General features: G+C 68.5%; 17 protein-coding genes and 1 pseudogene. 10 read left to right on the plus strand and 8 right to left on the minus strand.

Annotated features, from left to right (window positions below):
• Nucleotides 1-358: 358 nt before the first annotated feature.
• Entirely contained in the window at nt 359-1,441 is a 1,083-nt protein-coding gene (locus tag NBRGI_RS36555; RefSeq protein WP_029901760.1) for a hypothetical protein, read from the plus strand.
• Here the strand turns inward: NBRGI_RS36555 and NBRGI_RS36560 are convergent.
• The 3 genes from NBRGI_RS36560 to NBRGI_RS47815 form a co-directional block, all read right to left on the minus strand.
• Nucleotides 1,411-2,352 (minus strand): LysR family transcriptional regulator, encoded by a 942-nt coding sequence (locus NBRGI_RS36560; protein WP_029901762.1) that lies wholly within the window; start codon nt 2,350-2,352, stop codon nt 1,411-1,413. The genes NBRGI_RS36555 and NBRGI_RS36560 overlap by 31 nt on opposite strands.
• A 124-nt stretch (nt 2,353-2,476) precedes the next feature.
• Nucleotides 2,477-4,183 carry a flavin-containing monooxygenase gene (locus NBRGI_RS36565; RefSeq protein ID WP_029901764.1) on the minus strand — a complete coding sequence of 569 codons (1,707 nt, stop codon included), beginning with the start codon at nt 4,181-4,183 and terminating at the stop codon, nt 2,477-2,479.
• A gap of 58 nt (nt 4,184-4,241) precedes the next feature.
• Complete coding sequence (locus NBRGI_RS47815) at nt 4,242-4,706, minus strand: cytochrome P450 (protein WP_148311099.1); 465 nt, start codon at nt 4,704-4,706, stop codon at nt 4,242-4,244.
• Between NBRGI_RS47815 and NBRGI_RS36580 the strand changes: the two genes are divergently transcribed.
• A complete protein-coding gene (locus tag NBRGI_RS36580) occupies nt 4,641-5,858 on the plus strand; it encodes an MFS transporter (RefSeq protein ID WP_029901768.1) in 1,218 nt (405 codons plus the stop codon). The two genes, NBRGI_RS47815 and NBRGI_RS36580, sit on opposite strands and share 66 nt — an antisense overlap.
• A complete protein-coding gene (locus NBRGI_RS36585) occupies nt 5,858-6,397 on the plus strand; it encodes a GNAT family N-acetyltransferase (protein WP_235211220.1) in 540 nt (179 codons plus the stop codon). The genes NBRGI_RS36580 and NBRGI_RS36585 overlap by 1 nt, the downstream gene beginning before the upstream one ends.
• A 1-nt stretch (nt 6,398) precedes the next feature.
• Here NBRGI_RS36585 and NBRGI_RS36590 read toward each other — a convergent pair whose 3' ends face one another.
• On the minus strand, nt 6,399-7,148 hold the full coding sequence (locus NBRGI_RS36590) for an alpha/beta fold hydrolase (RefSeq protein ID WP_029901772.1): 750 nt from the start codon (nt 7,146-7,148) through the stop codon (nt 6,399-6,401).
• Between the two features lie 104 nt (nt 7,149-7,252).
• Here NBRGI_RS36590 and NBRGI_RS36595 point away from each other — a divergent pair, with 104 nt between their 5' ends.
• The 3 genes and pseudogenes from NBRGI_RS36595 (at nt 7,253) to NBRGI_RS36605 (ending at nt 9,547) form a co-directional block, all read left to right on the plus strand.
• Entirely contained in the window at nt 7,253-8,140 is an 888-nt protein-coding gene (locus NBRGI_RS36595) for an ABC transporter ATP-binding protein (protein WP_029901774.1), read from the plus strand.
• 330 nt (nt 8,141-8,470) lie between these two features.
• Nucleotides 8,471-8,941 (plus strand): annotated as a pseudogene (locus tag NBRGI_RS36600) (ABC transporter permease subunit); the annotation flags it as partial.
• A gap of 126 nt (nt 8,942-9,067) precedes the next feature.
• Nucleotides 9,068-9,547, plus strand: a complete 480-nt coding sequence (locus NBRGI_RS36605) for a GbsR/MarR family transcriptional regulator (RefSeq protein WP_051728302.1) — start codon at nt 9,068-9,070, stop codon at nt 9,545-9,547.
• A 5-nt stretch (nt 9,548-9,552) separates the two neighbouring features.
• On the opposite strand, the gene NBRGI_RS36610 is transcribed toward NBRGI_RS36605, so the two are convergent.
• Entirely contained in the window at nt 9,553-10,347 is a 795-nt protein-coding gene (locus tag NBRGI_RS36610) for a tyrosine-protein phosphatase (protein ID WP_029901780.1), read from the minus strand.
• A gap of 52 nt (nt 10,348-10,399) precedes the next feature.
• The gene (gene zapE / locus NBRGI_RS36615; protein WP_029901782.1) at nt 10,400-11,416 is read right to left on the minus strand and encodes a cell division protein ZapE; all 1,017 of its coding nucleotides are present in this window, start codon (nt 11,414-11,416) and stop codon (nt 10,400-10,402) included.
• Between the two features lie 35 nt (nt 11,417-11,451).
• On the opposite strand from zapE, the gene NBRGI_RS36620 reads away from it, so the two are divergent.
• The 4 genes from NBRGI_RS36620 to msrB all read left to right on the plus strand — a co-directional run bounded on the left by NBRGI_RS36620 (nt 11,452) and on the right by msrB (nt 15,685).
• Nucleotides 11,452-12,213: a pyrimidine reductase family protein gene (locus NBRGI_RS36620; protein WP_029901784.1), complete on the plus strand. Its 762-nt coding sequence runs from the start codon at nt 11,452-11,454 to the stop codon at nt 12,211-12,213.
• Between the two features lie 68 nt (nt 12,214-12,281).
• Nucleotides 12,282-13,841 carry an alpha/beta hydrolase gene (locus NBRGI_RS36625; RefSeq protein ID WP_029901786.1) on the plus strand — a complete coding sequence of 520 codons (1,560 nt, stop codon included), beginning with the start codon at nt 12,282-12,284 and terminating at the stop codon, nt 13,839-13,841.
• Nucleotides 13,842-13,925: 84 nt separating this feature from the next.
• Nucleotides 13,926-15,242 carry a glycosyltransferase family 87 protein gene (locus tag NBRGI_RS36630; protein ID WP_051728303.1) on the plus strand — a complete coding sequence of 439 codons (1,317 nt, stop codon included), beginning with the start codon at nt 13,926-13,928 and terminating at the stop codon, nt 15,240-15,242.
• Nucleotides 15,242-15,685 (plus strand): peptide-methionine (R)-S-oxide reductase MsrB, encoded by a 444-nt coding sequence (gene msrB, locus NBRGI_RS36635; protein ID WP_029901790.1) that lies wholly within the window; start codon nt 15,242-15,244, stop codon nt 15,683-15,685. The genes NBRGI_RS36630 and msrB overlap by 1 nt, the downstream gene beginning before the upstream one ends.
• A 96-nt stretch (nt 15,686-15,781) precedes the next feature.
• On the opposite strand, the gene NBRGI_RS36640 is transcribed toward msrB, so the two are convergent.
• The gene (locus NBRGI_RS36640) at nt 15,782-16,195 is read right to left on the minus strand and encodes a hypothetical protein (protein WP_029901792.1); all 414 of its coding nucleotides are present in this window, start codon (nt 16,193-16,195) and stop codon (nt 15,782-15,784) included.
• Nucleotides 16,196-16,523: 328 nt separating this feature from the next.
• Nucleotides 16,524-17,984, minus strand: a 1,461-nt coding sequence (locus NBRGI_RS36645) for a M14 family zinc carboxypeptidase (protein WP_235211221.1), incomplete at its 5' end; no start/stop codon positions are given.

The following is a 17,984-nucleotide window of genomic DNA, read 5'->3' on the forward strand; positions in this document are numbered from 1 at the left end:
GCGCCGAGTGGGGGCCGGGCGCGGCGGTCGCGACTGCCATCCGACGGCTTCGGTCTGCCATCCGAGCGGGAAACCGCATAGGCTACGCCCGGGGTGCGCCTCGGCTGGTCGCTGATTCGCCTCGGCGGCACCGATCGCCGAGCAGATCTGTTCCGGACAAACCGGATCACGCCGACCACCGCCTGCAATGGCGCGGGACGGTCCGCCTACGCTGCTTCGATCAGATCCCGAGAAGCCGGTACCGAGCCGGTGTTCGTGAGCTCGAGCGAGGCACAGCAGCAACCGCGTATTTCCAAGTGGGCGGATAGAATCGTCCGGCCCAGCGTGAGCTGAGCCGATACGGGGAAGTGGGTACTGGATGGAGCACGGTCAGCAGGCCGACGAGTCGATCGGCGCGATGTTGTCGAGCATCGCGGCGGTCCTGCGCGAGGTCAGCGACAAACTGGACGCCGTGGCGGCCCGGGTGGACGGTGCGGTCCCGATCCCACCGGCCGAGCACGGCATCGAGGCCAGGCTCGCCAAGCTGGAAGCCTGGGCTTTCCGTGCCGGACAGGACATTTCAGGCATCGACGGCCGGTTGGAGAAGGTCGAGGCCGGTACGGGCGCGGAGCCCGCCGCGCCGGCGGCCGCCCGCCCGCCGCTACCCCGCGCGACCCGCCGCAACACCGCGGCGAGCGAGCCGCCCAGCCACGAGCCCGATCCCGCGGCGCAAGCTCCGGCAGCGCGCGAGGGCGGGTCCCGACGCTACGAGGGAGGCGCGGGCAGCGAGAACGGCACGGCCCGCGATTCCGCCGTGCACGAGGTGAACGCGGTGCCGCAGCGCAGTTTCAGCGCCCCTCGCGAACCCGTGCCCCACGAACAGAGCTCGCCCTCCGGCTTCACCGCGCCCACGCCCCGCGAACCGGTCACGGCGTCGCGCGAGCCGATCCAGGCGGCACGAGAGCAGATCACCACGCCGCGCGAACCGGTCGCCGTGCCGCGCGAACCGACGCCCGCCGCGCAGGAATTCACGGCGCCGACACCGCGCGAGCCCCTGCCGTCGCGGCAGTCGAGCTTCACCGCCCCGCGCGAATCGATCGGATCGCCCTATCAGAACTTCACCAGTCCGCAGGAAAAGCCGTACGAGAGCATGGTTCCCCCGGCGCACGACAGCGGTGGCTACGGCGCGGGCCGCACGAACGGCGCCGCGGCCGAGGAGAACGGCGTCGCGCTCACCGGCGCGCACCGCGCCTCCGACGAAAGCCTGATCCCCGTGGACAACACGCACGTGGACAAGCTGCAGGCGATGCTCGACGAGCTGAAGAAGACCGCGGCGGCCCCGCTCGGGCGCAACGACATCTTCGGCCCGCCCGCGACCGACCCGAGTTCGACCGGCTATCAGCCCGAGCGCAGCACGGACACGCCGCGCGACTACCGCTTGTCCAGCCCGCCCTCGTCCTGAGCTGCCACGTCGCCGGCCGTGCGCGCCAGGACGGCGGCGATCAGTTCGCGCAACCAGCGGTGCCCGGCGTCGGCGGTATTGCGTGGATGCCAGGCCATGCCGATCGGCACCTCGGGCAGCGGCAACGGAATCTCGAACGCGCACAACCCCAAAGCGGGCAGCGCCGACCTGCTGAGCAGCGCGGGCGCGGGACAGACCAGATCGCTGGCCTGCACCGCGAACAGCGCGGCGGTCAGATTCGGCACGGTGGCCACCACACGCCGGGTGCGCCCGTGCAGGGCCAGGCGGTCATCGATCGGGCCGCGGGCCTGCCCGATACGCGAGATGCTCAGATGCGCGGCCGTCGCGAACCTGGCGACGGTGACCCTGCCGGTGACCAACGGATGATCGGCGGCGGCGATGCCGATCATCCGGTCCCCGAGAACTCGGCGCACCGTCGTCGCCGGGTCGGCGTGCTCGATGACGCCGACCTCGATGTCCACCCGTCCGTCGCGCAGCGCCGCGGTGCCCTCTCGGGTCTCGGGCAGGAAGCGCAATGTCACGCCCGGCGCCTGCGCGCGCACGGCGGTCAGGAGCGGGGCGGTCAAGTCGGCGAGCACGGCGTCCTCGGCCTGGATCGCGAAGCTGCGCTTCAACCCGCTCGGATCGATGGCGGCCTGCGTCGTGAGCAACGCCCGGCCCTGAGCCACCACTGTGGCCACCTCGTACCGCAATTCGAGTGCGCGCGGTGTCGGCACCAGCGTGCGACCCGCCCGGACCAGCAGCGGGTCGCCGAGGACCCGGCGTAGTCGAGCCAATGTCCGGCTCATCGCGGGCGGGGAGGTGTGCAGCCGCTCGGCGGCCCGCGTGACGCTGTTCGTCTCCAGTAGCGCGTCGAGGGCCACGAGCAGATTCATGTCCAGCGCCTCCATTCCTGGATTATCACCAGTGGAATGGTCCGCACCCAACATTGCGGCGCCGAGCTCCCCCGGCGAGTCCCGGCCGCGCCGAAGAAGATTCGTCAGCCGACGGGAGCGCTAGTGCCTGGACGCGGCACTAACGTCCACCCGCACGCTGATCCGCGGGCCCGTGGGCCTGGACGGGCAGGAATTCGGTGGGCGCGTCGGCGAGCGGATCCGGGGTCCTGAGCTCGGTCGACTGCGGCCCGAACTCGGGGCGCGGGGCCTGCGGCGGTCCCTGGGGTCCGAATTCGGGATGACCCGAGGTCGGCCCGAATTCGGGATGTCCGGTGGTCTGCTCGACCACCGCGGCGGGCGGGGCCGGTTCGGGCTCGGTGTGCTGCTTGGCGGTCAGTCCGCGGTAGGACTCCGGCCGCACCGGCCGCAACCACTGCATCGCACGGGTGCCGAGCGGCAGTTTGAACTTCAGATCGCGCAGCAACTCGTCGATGTCGCGGATGGAGAAGGGCGCGACCAAGGTGCCGTGCGCGTGGTGGCCGTTGGTCCGCTCGGCCAGCCAGTTCAGACGCGCGTCGATCTGTTCGCTCAACACGTCACGGTCGGGCAGGTGCAGTTCACCCGCGAGCAACGCGGCGGTCCAGTGCGCGGTGGCCTCCGCGCTGACCGTGCTGATGGACGACGAGTTGTAGCCCGCGAAGCTGAGATTCGGCACGTCCAACGGCAGGATCTGCCGGTGCAGCCGGAAGTTGCCGTGCTCGTCGGTGAGCCTGCGCTGCACGTACGGGGTCAGGAACGGCACTCGCTGCTGGAAGCCGGTGGCGCTGACCACGATATCGGCGGGCACGATCGCGCCATTGGACAGCTGGACGGCGGGAGCCTCACGGCCACCGCGCATCTCGGTGATGGTGGTGTCGCGGTGCACCACGATACGGCCGTTGCCGACCTGCTCGTAGAAGTCTTCGACGGCGATGCCGAGGGTGCTCTCGGCGATCTGCTCGAAGCGGCCCTCGGGCAGCAGGCCGAGTTCACGCAACCGCAGGCGCTTGGTCGCGAGTTCCTGCATGAGGTCGAAATTGCTGACCCGGAACGAATTTCCCGATCCGGTCAGGAAGCGGTCCATCCGGCCCGGTTCGCGGTGGTGGAAATGCGCCTGGCCGAAACGGGTCAGCAGCATCCGCTCGTAGTCGAAGGCCCGGCCCAGCTTGCGCGGCAGCTTCCACAGCAGCCGCCGCGCCACCACGGTGGTCGAGGCGGCGACCTCGCTCACCGCCGTCGCGATATCGCAGGCCGACGTGCCGTAGCCGACCACGACGACCGACTTGCCGCGCACCGCCTCGACATCACCGAGCTCGGTCGAGTGACCCAGCTGGCCGCCGGCCGCCCGGAACAGGTCGGCGCCACGGTAATCCGGGACGGCGGGCTCGCTGAACACACCGTTGGCGATGATGAGGTGATCGCAGGAGCTCCGATGTATGCCGCTCCCGTCGCGGATCTCCAACAGCCAGCCGCTGTCCACCGGATCGGCCGCGACCACCTCGGTGCCGAGGCGCAGGTGCGCCCGCAGGCCGAAGTGGTCGGCGTAGGCGTCGAGATAGGCCTGCATCTGCTGACCGTCGAGGATCTTCGGATAATCCGCGGGCATCGGGAAATCCGAGAAGTGATAGGTGTTCTTGGAATTCTGCGTTCGCAGCCCGGGGTACCTGCGGGTCGCACTCCACACGCCACCGACATCGGGTGCACGGTCGAATATCTCGACCGGAAAACCCTTCTGGATCAGCACTTTCGCGCAGGCAAGACCTGCGATACCCGCGCCGACGATCGCGATGCGGTTTCCGCTCGTCATGGGCGAGAGATTACGTCGCTCACGGCGCACAGCAAAGTCGGTTGCCCGAAACGATGTGTCAATGCACAACCCGCATGGGCGCGGGATCGACCGGCAGATCGATCAGTCCGCGGATCAGAATCCTCTCCCGCCAGCGCAGTTCATCCGGTGCCACCGCTAGGCGCAACTCAGGAAACCGCCGCGCCAGGTGGGTGAGCGCGATCCGCGCCGCCAACCGGGCCAGACCCGCGCCGAGGCAGTAGTGGATGCCGTGCCCGAACGCGAGATGGCCGCTCGGGCGGCCGGGTTCGAACGCGGCGGGATTCGGGAAATGACGTTCGTCACGGTGGGCGCCGCGACACCGGCGGGGTCGCGGCGCAGCGCGCGATAGCGCGCCGGATCGTCCAGGATCAGCAAGGCCATCGAGATCAACTCGATTCGACCCGCGTGGTCCCCGGCACCCCGATACCCTGCGCAGATGAGTTCGATCGCGCCCGTCCTGCGGGGTGCCCGGATCGCGAACTCGGTCGCATTCGGGTTGCAGGGTTTCTTCTTCGCCGTGGTGCTGACCGAACTACCGCAGCAGAAGGACAGGTTCGGCCTGTCCGACGGGTTGATCGTCGGATCGGTGGTGCTGGTCTCGCTGCTGGCGGGCATTGGCAGCATGGCCGCCGAAAGGCTGGCACTGCGCTGGTCGAGCCGGGTCGCGGTGCGCACCGGCCTGCTGCTGATCTCGATCACCGGCACCACGGTGGCGTTCGCGCCGAACACGGCGATCCTGCTGCTCGGGCTCGGCTGCTACGGAATCGCGGTCGGCATCGTGGACGCGAGCGCGAACATGCAGGCGGTCTTCCTTCAGCACGGGTACGGGACGTTCATTCTGTCCTCGTTCTATGCCGCGTGGAGCGCGGGGTCGATCGGGGGCGCACTGTTCGTCGCGGGGTGCGAGGCGCTGGCGGTGACACTGCGGGAGACGCTGCTCGGCGCGGCGGGGATCGTGCTCGTCGCGGGCCTGATGCTCGGGCCACGACTGCTCGGGCCGCGGCAGGCCGAGGCGGGTCCGGCCGAACAGCCGGAGGTACCGCACGCCGAAAAGGTCGCATTGCGGGCCTATCTCGTGTTCGGCATCGCGATAGCGCTGGTGTTCGCGATCGACCTGGCCGTCGGCAACTGGTCGGCGCTGTATCTGACCGATGATCTGCTGGCCGGCTCGGCGACCGCGGCGCTCGCGCTGGCCGCGTATCAGGGCACCTCGCTGGTGGCTCGGCTCACGGGCGATCTGCTGGTCCGGCGCTTCGGCCCGCGACGCGTGGTGCGGACCGCGGCGTTGATCGGGGCGAGCGGGCTGCTGATCGTGATCGTCGCGCCGGGCCCGCTCGTCGCGATCATCGGATTCTCGATCGCGGGTGCGGGCATGCCGGTGATCGCACCGCTGTGCTTCAGCGAGGCTGGGCAATTGACCAGTGGGCGCGGCCTGGACGCGCTCATCGCCCGGCTGAATCTGTTCAATTACGCGGGCACATTGATCGGCGGCGGCGTGGTCGGCGCGGTCGCGGCGGGTTTCGGGCACCGCGTCGGCTTCGTGATCCCGTTGCTGTTCGCGGTGCTGCTGGTCGGGCTCGCGCGGGTGTTCCATGCCCGGCCGGAAGCCGGTAAACATCCCACCTCTGCGGACGACCGTGCTCTACTTGATTGATGAGCAACATCCCAGTCATCGTCGACCGGGCCGGTCTGTGGGACGCCGAGGAACTCAGTGACGTTGCCGCGGCGACCTTTCCGTTGGCCTGCCCGCCGGATGCCACGCCCGACGACATCGACCTCTTCGTCACCGAGGCGCTCTCCGGCGACCGCTTCGGTGAGTACCTGAGCGATCCGGCCCGGACCGTGCTCAAGGCGGTGGCGGGCGAGGACATCGTCGGCTACGCGATGCTCATCGCGGGCGAGCCGGCCGATCCCGAGGTCGCGCGGGTGCTGGACGTGCGCCCGATGGTGGAGATCAGCAAGATGTACGTGCTACCGGGCCATCATGGCACCGGCGTGTCGACGGCACTGATGCACGCGGCGCTGGAACGGGCGCGCGAAGGCGGTTTCGCCGCGGTGTGGCTCGGTGTCAACCAGGCGAACCAGCGTGCGCAGCGGTTCTACGCCAAACACGGGTTCGTCCAGATCGGCACCAAGTCCTTCACCGTCGGCAACCAGACGCACCACGATTACGTGCTGCGGCTGACCTTCTAGCTCACACGAATTCGGTCAGCGCGGCATGGAAATCCGGCGCGACCACGGCCATCAGGTGATCGCCCGGCACCAGGGCGAGCTTGCCGTCGGGTAGCGCCGCGGCGAGACGTTCGGGCTCGGCGGCGAACGGGTCGTTGTCCCCGGCCAGCACCAGCGTCGGCACCGTGATGCCGGACAGCCCTTCGATCGGCCGGGAATCCAGTCCGGTCGCGAGCGCTGTGATCGCCGCCCGATCGGCCTGCACCGCGTCGGCGAGAATGCGGAACATCATCGCCGGCTGCGGCACGCCGGCCGTGTCCGCGCCCATCGCGGCTTGCAGAGCGGGCAGCTCGACGACCCGGCGGTCGACGCCGCCGCAATCGAGCACGCCCGACCCGACGCCACCGATAGCGAGGCGCTCGACCCGCTCGTCGGCGGCGGCGGCGAGCAGCGAGATGATCGCGCCCATCGAATAGCCCACCTGCACAACCCGATCGAAGCCCAGTTCGTCGTACAGCGCGCTGAGGTCCTTGGCCATGAACTCCCAGGTGTACTGCGCCGAGTCATGCGGCTTCGCGGAGCGGCCGTGCCCGCGCGCGTCCAGCGACACCACGGTGCGTCCGGCGGCCTGCAGCGCGCGCACGACACCGGTGCTCATCCAGTTCGCGTTGGTATCCGCGACCACCCCGTGCTGCAACACGACGGGAACACCCTCGCCCTCCCAGACCCGATAGTTGAGTTCCAGGCCGTCCCACGTCTCGAACTTCGTCATGACTCCGGATCGTAACCGGCGGTACCGGGTTGACAAGTTTTGCATGTTCAGTATTTACTGAACACATCGTTCATTACAGAACATCCAGTACTCAGGAGTACTCCATGACAGCCGCGATTCGCACCGAGGGCCTGACCAAGCACTACGGCAAGCACGTCGCCCTCACCGGCTTGGACCTGGACGTGCGGGCAGGCGAGGTGTTCGGCTTCCTCGGACCCAACGGCGCGGGCAAATCCACCACCATCCGCATCCTGCTCGACCTGATCCGGCCGACCTCGGGACGCGTCGAAGTGTTCGGCGTCGATCCCCGCAAGGGCGGCGCGGAATTGCGCAAGCGAATCGGCTATCTGCCGGGCGAGCTGGCCCTCGAGGGGCGCAACACCGCCCGCGATCTGCTCGGCTTCCTGGCCGACCAACGCGACGGCGCGGTACCCGCCCGCCGGATCACCGAACTCGCCGAACTCCTCGACCTCGACCTGTCCAAGAAGGTCGGCGCCATGTCCAAGGGCAACAAGCAGAAGGTCGGCATCGTCGCCGCCTTCATGCATCGGCCCGACCTGCTGATCCTCGACGAACCGACCTCCGGCCTGGATCCGCTGTTGCAGCAGCGGTTTCTCGACCTGGTCACCGCGGCGAAGGCGGACGGGCAAACCGTGTTCATGTCCTCACACGTGCTCAGCGAGGTGCAGCAGACCGCCGACCACGCCGTGATCATGCGCGCGGGCACGTTGCTCGGCACCGAGAACGTGGACGAATTGCGGCGGCGCTCACCGCGTTCGGTCGAGCTGGTGTTCGGCGCCGACGTCTTCGCCGACGATTTCGCGCGGCTGCCCGGCGTGCGAGACCTGACCGTCGACGGACGGACGCTGCACTGCACCACCGAGGGCGAGGTGGACGGACTGTTCAAGATGGCGGCCAAATACCCGCTGGTGAGCGTGCTCTCGACCGAGCCGGACCTGGAGCAGATCTTCTTCAGCCTCTACGGCCGCTGACTCGAACCACTTATCGCACAGGAGAATTCGTCATGACTCGCTCGGTCTTCACGCAGACGTTGAAGGAACAGCGCCGCGGCCTCATCGGCTGGTCGATCGGTATCGCGCTGGTGCCGCTGCTGTATCTGCCCTCGTTCAACTCGCTGAAAGAGCAAGGCTCGCTGAACAACATCAAGCAGAACCGCGTCTACGACGCGCTCGGCGCGGGCGATTTCGCCAGCGCCACCGGCTTTCTGCACTCGATGATCTATTCGATGATCGGCCTGCTGCTCATGCTGATCTTCGCGGTGACCTTCGCCGCGCGCTCGGTCACCCCAGGAGGAGAACGGCACGCTGGATCTGCTGCTCGCCCAGCCGGTCAGCCGGATCGCGCTGCTGACTCAGCGCTTCGGCGCGCTCGCGACGCAGATCGCGGTGGTCACCACCGTGCTTGCGCTGAGCGTGATCTCGGGTGCGCGGGCCGGAAAGATGGTGGTGCCCACCGGGCAGATCATCGCGGCCAGCGTGGCACTCGGGCTGCTCGCGCTGGCCGTCGGCGCGATCGCGCTGCTGGCCGGTGCGATCACCGGAAAGCGTTCGCTGGCACTGGGTTCGGCGTCGGTACTCGCGCTCGGCGGCTACTTCGCCAATACCCTCGGCGCCGACTGGCTGCGGCGGATATCGCCGTTCTACTACGCGGTGGGCGACAAGCCGGTGGTCAACGGCTGGAACGCGCTGCACCTGATCGTCCTGATCGCGGTGGCGGCACTCGCCATGGTCCTCGCGCTGGCCGCGTTCGACCGGCGCGACCTCGCGGTCTGACCTCGCGACCCGGGGCGGCGGGCAACCGCCGCCCCGTGCACCTGTCCGCGCCAACCGAAGGGATACTCGAATCATGTACCAGCGATCCATGCACACAGCGGAGCCGAGCGCGCGTGAGGCGCGGCTGTGAGCAGTGCCGAAACCGCCCCGACCCCGGAACAATTGGCCTTCGTCGAAGATTTCGCGCTGGTACTCGAACGCATGGGCCTGGTCCGGATGACCGGACGCGCCGCGGGGTGGCTGCTCGTCTCGAATCCGCCGGAGCAGACCTTCGGCCAGATCGCCGACGCACTGCAAGCGTCCAAAGGTTCGATCTCGGGCGCGTTGAAGATCCTGGTCACCATGCGCTGGGTGGACAAGATCTCCAAGCCGGGCGATCGCAAGGACTACTACGCGATCCGCCCCGGCATCCTGCCCGAGCTCACTCGCCGGCAGAGCGGTATGTACGACGACCTCACCGTGATGACCTCACGGGGCCTGGCACTGTTCGACGATCCCAACGGCGAGCAGGCCGCCCGGGTGCGCGACATGCACGAGTTCTTCGTCTGGATGGGCAAGGAGATTCCCGCCCTGATCGACCGCTGGTACGCCGAGCACCGGTCCTGACCGGCTCAGGCGAGCAGCTCGGCCCGCAGCGCGGCGATGTCGGCGGCGGACAGGCCCAGCCCGTCGCGCACGTAGTTGTCGAAGCTGCCGTAGGTCTGATTCGCCTGGTCGAAAGCCGCGTCGAGCCAAGGCTGTTGGACGCCGTTGAGCGCATCGTCGGGTCGCGCGTTGCGGTACTCGTTGGACAGCAGGTAATCCTGGTTCACCGTGGCGCGGTCGACACCGAGCAGGGTGAGCAGCACGGCGGCGGTCCAGCCGGTGCGGTCCTTGCCCGCGGTGCAGTGGAACAGCACCGCGCCGTCCTCGGCGCCGAGGATGTCGCGCAGCACCGCGGCGAACGCCGCGTTCGCACCGGGCGCGGTGATGAAGGCGCGGTAGAGGCTGTCGCCGCCGGTGAGCGTGCTCGCCAGCACCTCCGGCGGCGCCTGGCCGATGACGTCGTCCCAGTGCGCGACCGCGCCCGCGGGCACCTTGTCCGGTCCGACCGCGCGCTCGTAGACGGTGCGCAGGTCGTCCACGAAGCGGACCTTGCGGTCGGCCAGCGCGGCGAGATCGTCCGGTGTGGCGTTGTTGAGCTGGCCGGTGCGATAGACCAGCCCGGTGCGGACCGTCTTGCCGTCGACCGTGCGGTAACCGCCGAGGTCGCGGGCATTCTGTACGCCCTGCAGGTGCAGCGACCGGTCGAACGCGACCGCCGCGGCGGCGGGCGGGTCGGCGAGCGCGACCCCGGCCACCGGGCCGAAGGCGACGGCCAGTCCGGCGACGAGGGCGATCGGGGCGCGCATCGAGCGCTGGGTCATGTGCTGGCTCCCATTCAGTGGTTCGAATTCCCCTGCCCGAGAGGGGGTCTGTTCACGCGGGGACCTCGAACCGCGACAGTGCCAGCAGCCGGGAAATGGCGCGCAGGTACTTCTTGCGGTAACCGCCGTCGAGCATCTCCTGAGAGAAGATCTCGTCGAGCTTGGCCCCCGACACCGTGACCGGCACGCTCGCGTCGTACAACCGGTCGGCCAGTACCACGATGCGCAGCGCGACGGCCTGATCGGTCACGGGGTGCACGTTCGAGATGAACACCGCGGAGACCCCGGAGATCAACGCGCCGTACTTCGACGGATGCAGCGTGCTCAGGTGCTTCAGCAGCGCGTCGAATTCGTCGAGGGTGGCGTGCTTCGTCGCGGCGGCCCGTTCGGTGAGCGCCTCGGGCGAGGTCGGGTCGGGCGCGGGCGGCAGATCGCGATGACGGTAGTCCGGGCCGTCGACCCGCACCGGCTCGAAGATCGAGCCGAGCTTCTTGATCTCGCGCAGGAAATCCTGTGCGGCGAAACGTCCTTCGCCCAGCTGACCCGGCAGCGTATTGGAGGTCGCGGCGATCGAGACGCCCGTCGCGGACAGCTCGGTCAGCAGGCGCGAGACCAGCATGGTGTCGCCGGGGTCGTCGAGTTCGAACTCGTCGATGCACAGCACGCTGTTGGCCGACAGTCGCTGCACCGCGTTGGTGAAGCCGAGGGCGCCGACCAGATTGGTGAGCTCGCCGAAGGTGCCGAACGACTTCGGCGCGGGCGCGCTGTGGAAGATGGAGGCGAGCAGGTGGGTCTTGCCGACGCCGAACCCGCCGTCGAGATACAGGCCCGCACCCGAGACCGGCTTCTTCTTGCCGAACAAGCTCTTCTTGTTCGTGGCCTTGTGGATCTTGGCCACCTCCCCCGCGAACTCCTCGGCCTTGCGCACCGCGGCCGCCTGGCTCGGCTCCTTGGGGTCGGGAATGTAGGAGGCGAAACTGACCTCATCGAACATGGGCGGCGGCACCATCTGGGCGACGAGCTGGTCGGCCGGAACCTCCGGGTGGCGGTCGACGAGGCGTTCTTGCATATGCGGAGCCTAGTGACGTGGTGTGATCTACCTTCATGCAGCGTATCCACAATGCGATCCAGCTCACAGACCTCACTCCGGGCGATCTCGCGCAGGTGTACGCCTACCCCGAAAATCCGTCCGCACCATGGGTGCGCGCCAACTTCGTGTCGAGCATCGACGGCGCCGCCACCAGCGACGGGCAATCGGAGGGTCTCGGCACGCCCGCGGACAAGGCCGTGTTCCTGATGCTGCGCGACCTGGCCGATGTGGTGCTGGTCGGCGCGGGCACGGTCCGTTCGGAGAATTACGGCGGCGTGCGCACCGACGCACAGCTGCGGCGCGCACTGCATCAGCGCGGCGCGGGCGGTCATCCGGACGGCGCCCCGCCGCCGATCGCGGTGGTCACCGCGAGCGCGGCGATCGACCTCGGCGCCCGTTTGCTCACCGACACGACGGTTCCGCCGTTGATCATCACCACGGCCAGCGCGCCCGCCGACCGCAAACAGCAACTCGCCGACGCGGGCGCGCAGGTGATCGAGGCGGGCGATCTCGCCGTCACCCCCAAGGGGCTGCTGCGCGTGCTGGCCGAGCGCGGCCTCTACCGCGTGCTCTGCGAAGGCGGACCGCATCTGTTCGGCGAACTGCTGGCCGCCGACGTGGTCGACGAGCTGTGCCTGACCATCGCGCCGATCCTGATCGGCGGCACCGCCCGGCGGATCTCGTTGTCCGCGCACGAGTTCGGGCTCCGCATGCGCCGCGCGCAGTTGCTGCTCGACGACGACGGCACCATGCTGACCCGCTGGGTTCGCCGATAGCCACGCCGTCGCGGCTCGTCGACCCCTGCTGTGTGAAAGACCGGGCCGAACCTGGCAGGCTGTAGCGCATGCGCTGGACTCGGGCCGTCGTGCTGGCCGCGACACTCTCGATCGTTATCACCGGATGCGGGGCCGGGCCCTCCGACCGTCCCGGTGTGGCCGTCGAGCGCCAGCGGGTCGGCGGCGACGCCGCCACCACCTCGCCCGCCCCGCCCCCGCCGCCCAGCGCCGAGCTGCCGAAAACCGATCTGGCGTGGCGCGAATGCACCAAGCCGACCCTGGACCTGCTCGGATTCGGACCGGCCCCGGCGGGCCTGGTGCTCGACTGCGCCGAATACTCCACCCCGATCGACGCGGCCGGCTCGGTGCTCGGCAATTTCCGGGCCGCCGCCATCCGGGCCAAGCTGCCGCAGACCCCCGCGGACGCGGCGCCGCTGGTGCTCACCTCCGGCTCGGATCGTTCGTCCACGGCCACTCTCGCCGGGCTGGCCACCGGACCGGCGAGCGCGCTGCTGGCCGCCCGGCCGGTCGTCGCGGTGGACCGCCGCGGCATCGGCAGCTCGCAGCCGATCGACTGCCTGCCGCCCGAGATCCGCAAGGGCATGGCCGACAACGCCCAATTCGGGCCCGGCGCAGCCGATCCGGTCGAGGCGGTGACGGGGTTCAGCCAGGACGGCACCATCGCCTGCCGCGACTTCCTGCAACCGTACGAGGGCACCTTCGACGCGCCGCACGCCGCGGACGACATCGAACAGCTGCGCAAGCAGTGGCAGGTCGAGCACATCGCGCTGCTCGGCACCGGCAACGGCGCGAAGGTCGCACTGAGTTACGCCCGCAAGTACGGCGATCACCTGGCCCGGCTCGTCCTCGACTCCCCCGAGGCCGTCGCCGTCGACGCCACCACCCGCGCCGAACAGCAGTTGGAAGGCGCGGAGGCGGCGTTGACCGCGTTCGCGCAGCGCTGCACCGGGCTCGGCTGTTCGCTCGGGCCCGACCCGCGGGCCGCGGTCACCGATCTGGTGAATCGTGCCGGTTCCGGCCAGCTCGGCGATATCTCGGCCAACGCGCTGCTCACCGCGGTGTCCGGCTTCCTCGGCGGCCCGCGCGCGGACCAGGCCGACCGGGTGCGCGAACTCGCCGACGCGCTGTCGGCCGCCGGACGTGGTGATCGCGGCGCGCTCGCCGCCATGATCGAACGCGAATCCGCGGCGATCAGCGGCGACGGCCAATTCGTGAACCGCTGCACCGATATTCAGCAACCGCCGACCCCGACCAGGGCCAAGGAGCTGATGAACACCTGGGGCAGCAAATACCCGGTGTTCGGCCGCGCCATGGCGATCTCGCTGATGGACTGCTCGGCCTGGCCGGTGTCCACCGCACCGCAACTGCCCGAGAAACTCGACCTCCCGGTGCTCGTTCTCGGCAGCATCGCCGACCCGGTGGTCGGCAACGCGGGCCAGGCCTCGGTGGCCGGTGCGCTCGGCAAAGCGGGCGCCAGGCAGGCGGGTGTCACCTGGCAGGGCTGGGGCCATCCGGTGACCAATCATTCGACCTGTGCCCAACGCCTCTTGGTCGACTATCTGAAAGAGGCGAAGCTGCCCGCCGACGGCACCGCCTGCCCGGCCTGATCCGACACCACGAACAGCGCTTCTAGCGGCGCGTCGAAGAGGTCCGGGCAACCGGATCAACGGGATTCGGTGTACCGTGCCCCAGTGTTCCTTCGACAGCTCGAGCCCCGCACCGCTCGCACCACCGCCGAGGTGATCAAGTTCGCACTCTGGCCCATCGCGGTCATGACCGTGCTGAACCGGGTTTTCATCAAGGCTGTCAACGGGTACATCACCGACGACTTCCGACCGGTCTACCAGGCATCACTGGACTTCCTGAACGGGCGGCCGGTGTACTGGGCGAACTTCGACTCGGTCGATCCGCACTACCTGTACTACCCGAGCGGCACGCTGCTGATCGCGCCCGTGGCCTGGGTGCACGACTACGAGAAGGCGCGCTGGCTGTTCATCCTGGTGAACGTCATCGCGATCATCCTCGCCTGGTATCTGCTGCTCCGGTTGTTCCGGTTCACGGTGAGTTCGGTGGTCGCGCCGGTGCTGCTGTTCGCGATGTTCCTGTCCGAGACCGTCACGAACACACTGGTCTTCACCAACGTCAACGGCTGCATCCTCGCCGCCGAGCTGATCTTCTTGCACCTGTTGCTCAAACGTCGCGATCTGTGGGCCGGTGCGGCGCTCGGGTTGAGTCTCGCGGTGAAACCCACTCTGGCACCGCTGTTGCTCGTCGCGCTGGTTCGCGGCCAGTGGAAGGTGTTCCTCACCGCCCTCGGTGTGCCCCTCGCCCTGATGGCGATCGCCTGGCCGCTGTCGAAGGACCCGGAAAAGTTCTTCAGTCACACCGCGCCCTATCTGTTCGAGACGCGCGATTACTTCAACAGCGCGATCGCGGGCAACGGCGAGTACTACGGTCTGCCGCCGTGGCTGATCTGGGGCATGCGCCTGGGCATGGGTGTGCTCGTGGCCATTTCGCTGTGGCTGCTGTACCGGTATTACCGCGAAGACGAACTGTTCTTCGTGTGCACGTCGTCCGGAGTGCTGCTCACCGCGTCGTTCCTGCTGCCCTCGCTGGGCCAGATGTACTACTCGATGATGCTGTTCCCGTTCCTGATGACCGTGGTGCTGCGCAATTCGGTGCTGCGCAACTGGCCCGCCTGGCTCGCGGTGTTCGGGTTCATGAGCTACGACAAGTGGCTTTCGGATCGTCCGGGCTGGCAGCACTGGGGTCGCGACGTCGAATACCTGCGCATCACCTTCGGCTGGGGACTGCTGCTGGTGGTCGTGTTCTGCGTGCTGGGTGAGCGGTACCTGTCCGCGCGCCGCGAAGGCCGGTTGCAGTTCGGCATCGACCCCACCTGGATCAAGCCGGTGCCCGCCACGGCCCCCGCCGCCACGACGACCGAGAAGCCCAGGTCGGTCAACGGTTCGGCGACAGTTGTCGCCAAACCTATTAGCGTGGAGTGATGAGTTCCGAAGCCGACACCTCCCTGCCCGCGCCGCGGATCCAGCTCACGCCTCAGCAGTGGCGACTGAAGCTGAACCCGGAGGAGTACGCGGTGCTGCGCGAGGCCGCGACCGAACGCCCCTTCGTCGGTGAATACACCGACACCAAAACCGACGGCGTATACGAGTGCCGGGCCTGCGGAGCCGAATTGTTCCGCAGCACCGAGAAATTCGACTCGCACTGCGGCTGGCCGTCGTTCTTCGACCCGGCGAAATCCGACGCGGTGATCCTGAAAGCCGACGACACCCTCGGCATGCACCGCGTCGAAGTACTCTGCGCGAACTGCCACAGCCACCTCGGCCACGTCTTCGAGGGCGAGGGCTACAACACCCCCACAGACAAGCGCTACTGCATCAATTCCATCTCGCTGCGGTTGGTGCCCGCGGAGGGGTCTGCCGGCTGAACATCGGGCTGGGCAGCTCGCCAGAGCCCGCTGTGAACGAACTCGAGGCCCGAAGTGGCTCCGATGTGGCCGTTCCTCCGTTCCGTAGTCGACCGATCACGCGTCCGGCGGCCGGATCGTGACTACACGACTGGCCAGATCGCCCAGACTGAGCCAACCTGCGGCCGGTGGCGGCCCGCACCATTTGCGACCGTCATCGTCGGTCCATCGGCAACCTCCGGGCTCGCCACCGGCGAGGTCTATATCGAGGAAGTTCGACGCCTGCCCTGCAGCGGAGGTCGCGGAGCCAGTGGGGATCGGATTCAGGGGCGGCAGCCAGGAAATGTGGGAGATGTGGAGGTCGGCCCACCGCCCTCCGAAATTTCCCCTGGCAGTGCTGTACCGCACGCACAGCGCCAATTCAGTGTCGATCCAGCATTCGTCGACGGTTATTTGCGAATGTGGCTGCTTCGCGAGGAAGACGAAATTCTCGGCGACAGCAATAGCCCACCGGCGGAACGGCTCGAACATGAGGTCAGCGAATATCGGATTCTCCGGCGCTGGCCCCACCTCCCCGCTCGGCCATGGACAAAGGACGGGCCCAGAGGAGGAATCGCTGTCGGCTAGCGACACACGTACGGTGCTCGCGGCGTCGGAGACGGGATGGTGATCCAACTCGGGCTGGTGGTCGCTGCTGTCGGGAACCGGCCCGGTGCCGGGCGTCACCGGCATGGGCGAATGACGCCCTTCCTGCAGGAAAAGTTCACGGGCTCACTGTATCTGCTCTTCCTACTGCCTGTAGTCGTGTCACTGGTGGTCTGTGCCGCCTGCCGCTGACGTGTGCGGCGATGCCGAGACCTCAGATCGGCTGGCCTGCTTGCGCGCGCAGTACTGCGGTGACGATGGCGCGGGACTGGATCTCGACCAGCCGCTCGAGGGGTACCGGCCGGCCTGGGGCGTGGCGCTCGACCTCGGCGCTCCATTGGTCGAAGATCGCGCCGTAGCGCTCGCGTTCGGCTGCCACCTGGGCGTCGTCGGGGCGTCGGGCGGCGAGGTCGTCGAGGACGCGGCACATCATGCCGCCGACACGGAGCCGGAACATGCCGAGCCAGACGTAGTTCTCGACGAAGATCTCGCCGAGCGTGGCCGGGCGGTCGGGGTCGGGCGAGTTCTCCTTCTCCGTCGCCATGTTCGGCAGATCGGCCAGCGTCGCACGCACCGAACGCTCCAGTGGGGTACTGCCGTCCAGTCGATCCGCTACTCGCTCGAGCGATTCGCGGGTGGTGGCGGCGAGTTCGCGGTAAGCCGTTGCGGTGGCGGCGAAGAGGTCACCACGGGAGCGGTCACTCGGAGCTTTGTCGGCGATCCGCGGGTCCACCCAGAGCGGCAACTCGGACACCAGTACGGCGGTGCCGTACGGCGCGGCGTAGTCGCGCGAGCCACCGCCGCCGAGCGCCGCCACCGGATCCACCCCCACCTCGGTCAGCACGGAGGCCATCCGGTCGAAGAGGGGAATCTCGAAAACGCCTGGGGCCCAGGCTCGTCCGCCGGGCGCGTCCGGTGCACCGGTGTAGATCGGGACGTCGGCCGCGGTAAGGGAATCGGTGAGCGCCGACCAGTAGGACTGGTCGCCGCCGGAGGTGTAGAAGAAACCACCGCCGAAGTCCGCGTTGTGCAGCGAGGCGATCAGGGCCGGACGGGTGCGGTCGATCAGCGTCATCAGGGCGCGGGTCTCCGGCATCGGTGTGCCGACCGCAGTGCCGCGCCAGGTGATCGGGAACGCCCATTCGGGCTGCTCGGTGACCGTGGGCCGATAGAAGTGGCGCGCGACGTCGGTGCGGGTGCGCGGGCCGGCGAACCAGCCCTCGTTCAGCCGGGTGCCGTCGGGATCGATGCACAGCACGAAATGCCAAGTGGCACCGGCTGAGCGCGTTTCGTCGGCGGCGAGCCTGCTGACCAGGTGCGCGATGGTGGCCATGCCGATGGGCTCGTTGGCGTGCGGGCTGCCGAACACCAGGATGTTCCGCTCGCCGGTACCCACCTGTACCGAACGGATCGGATCGCCTGCGCGGGAGCGGCCGATCTCGGTGATCCGCAACCGATCCGGCGCGGCCGCCACCAGCCGGTCGATTTCGCTGTTCAGTTCGTCCACGGTGGGGAACGCGTTCAACGGCTCGACCCGGCCGACGATCCGGGCGACCTCGTCCGTGGCGTCAGGTGTGTCTTCGCGACCGCATCCGGCGGCGAGGGTGGCGCAGGCCAGGGCGGTCAGGCTCAGCAGAGTTCGACGATTCAGCTCGGTCATGCACGGCTCATTTCG

This window comes from Nocardia brasiliensis IFM 10847 (assembly GCF_000710915.1).
In the GTDB taxonomy this organism is placed as follows: Bacteria; Actinomycetota; Actinomycetes; order Mycobacteriales; family Mycobacteriaceae; genus Nocardia; species Nocardia brasiliensis_A.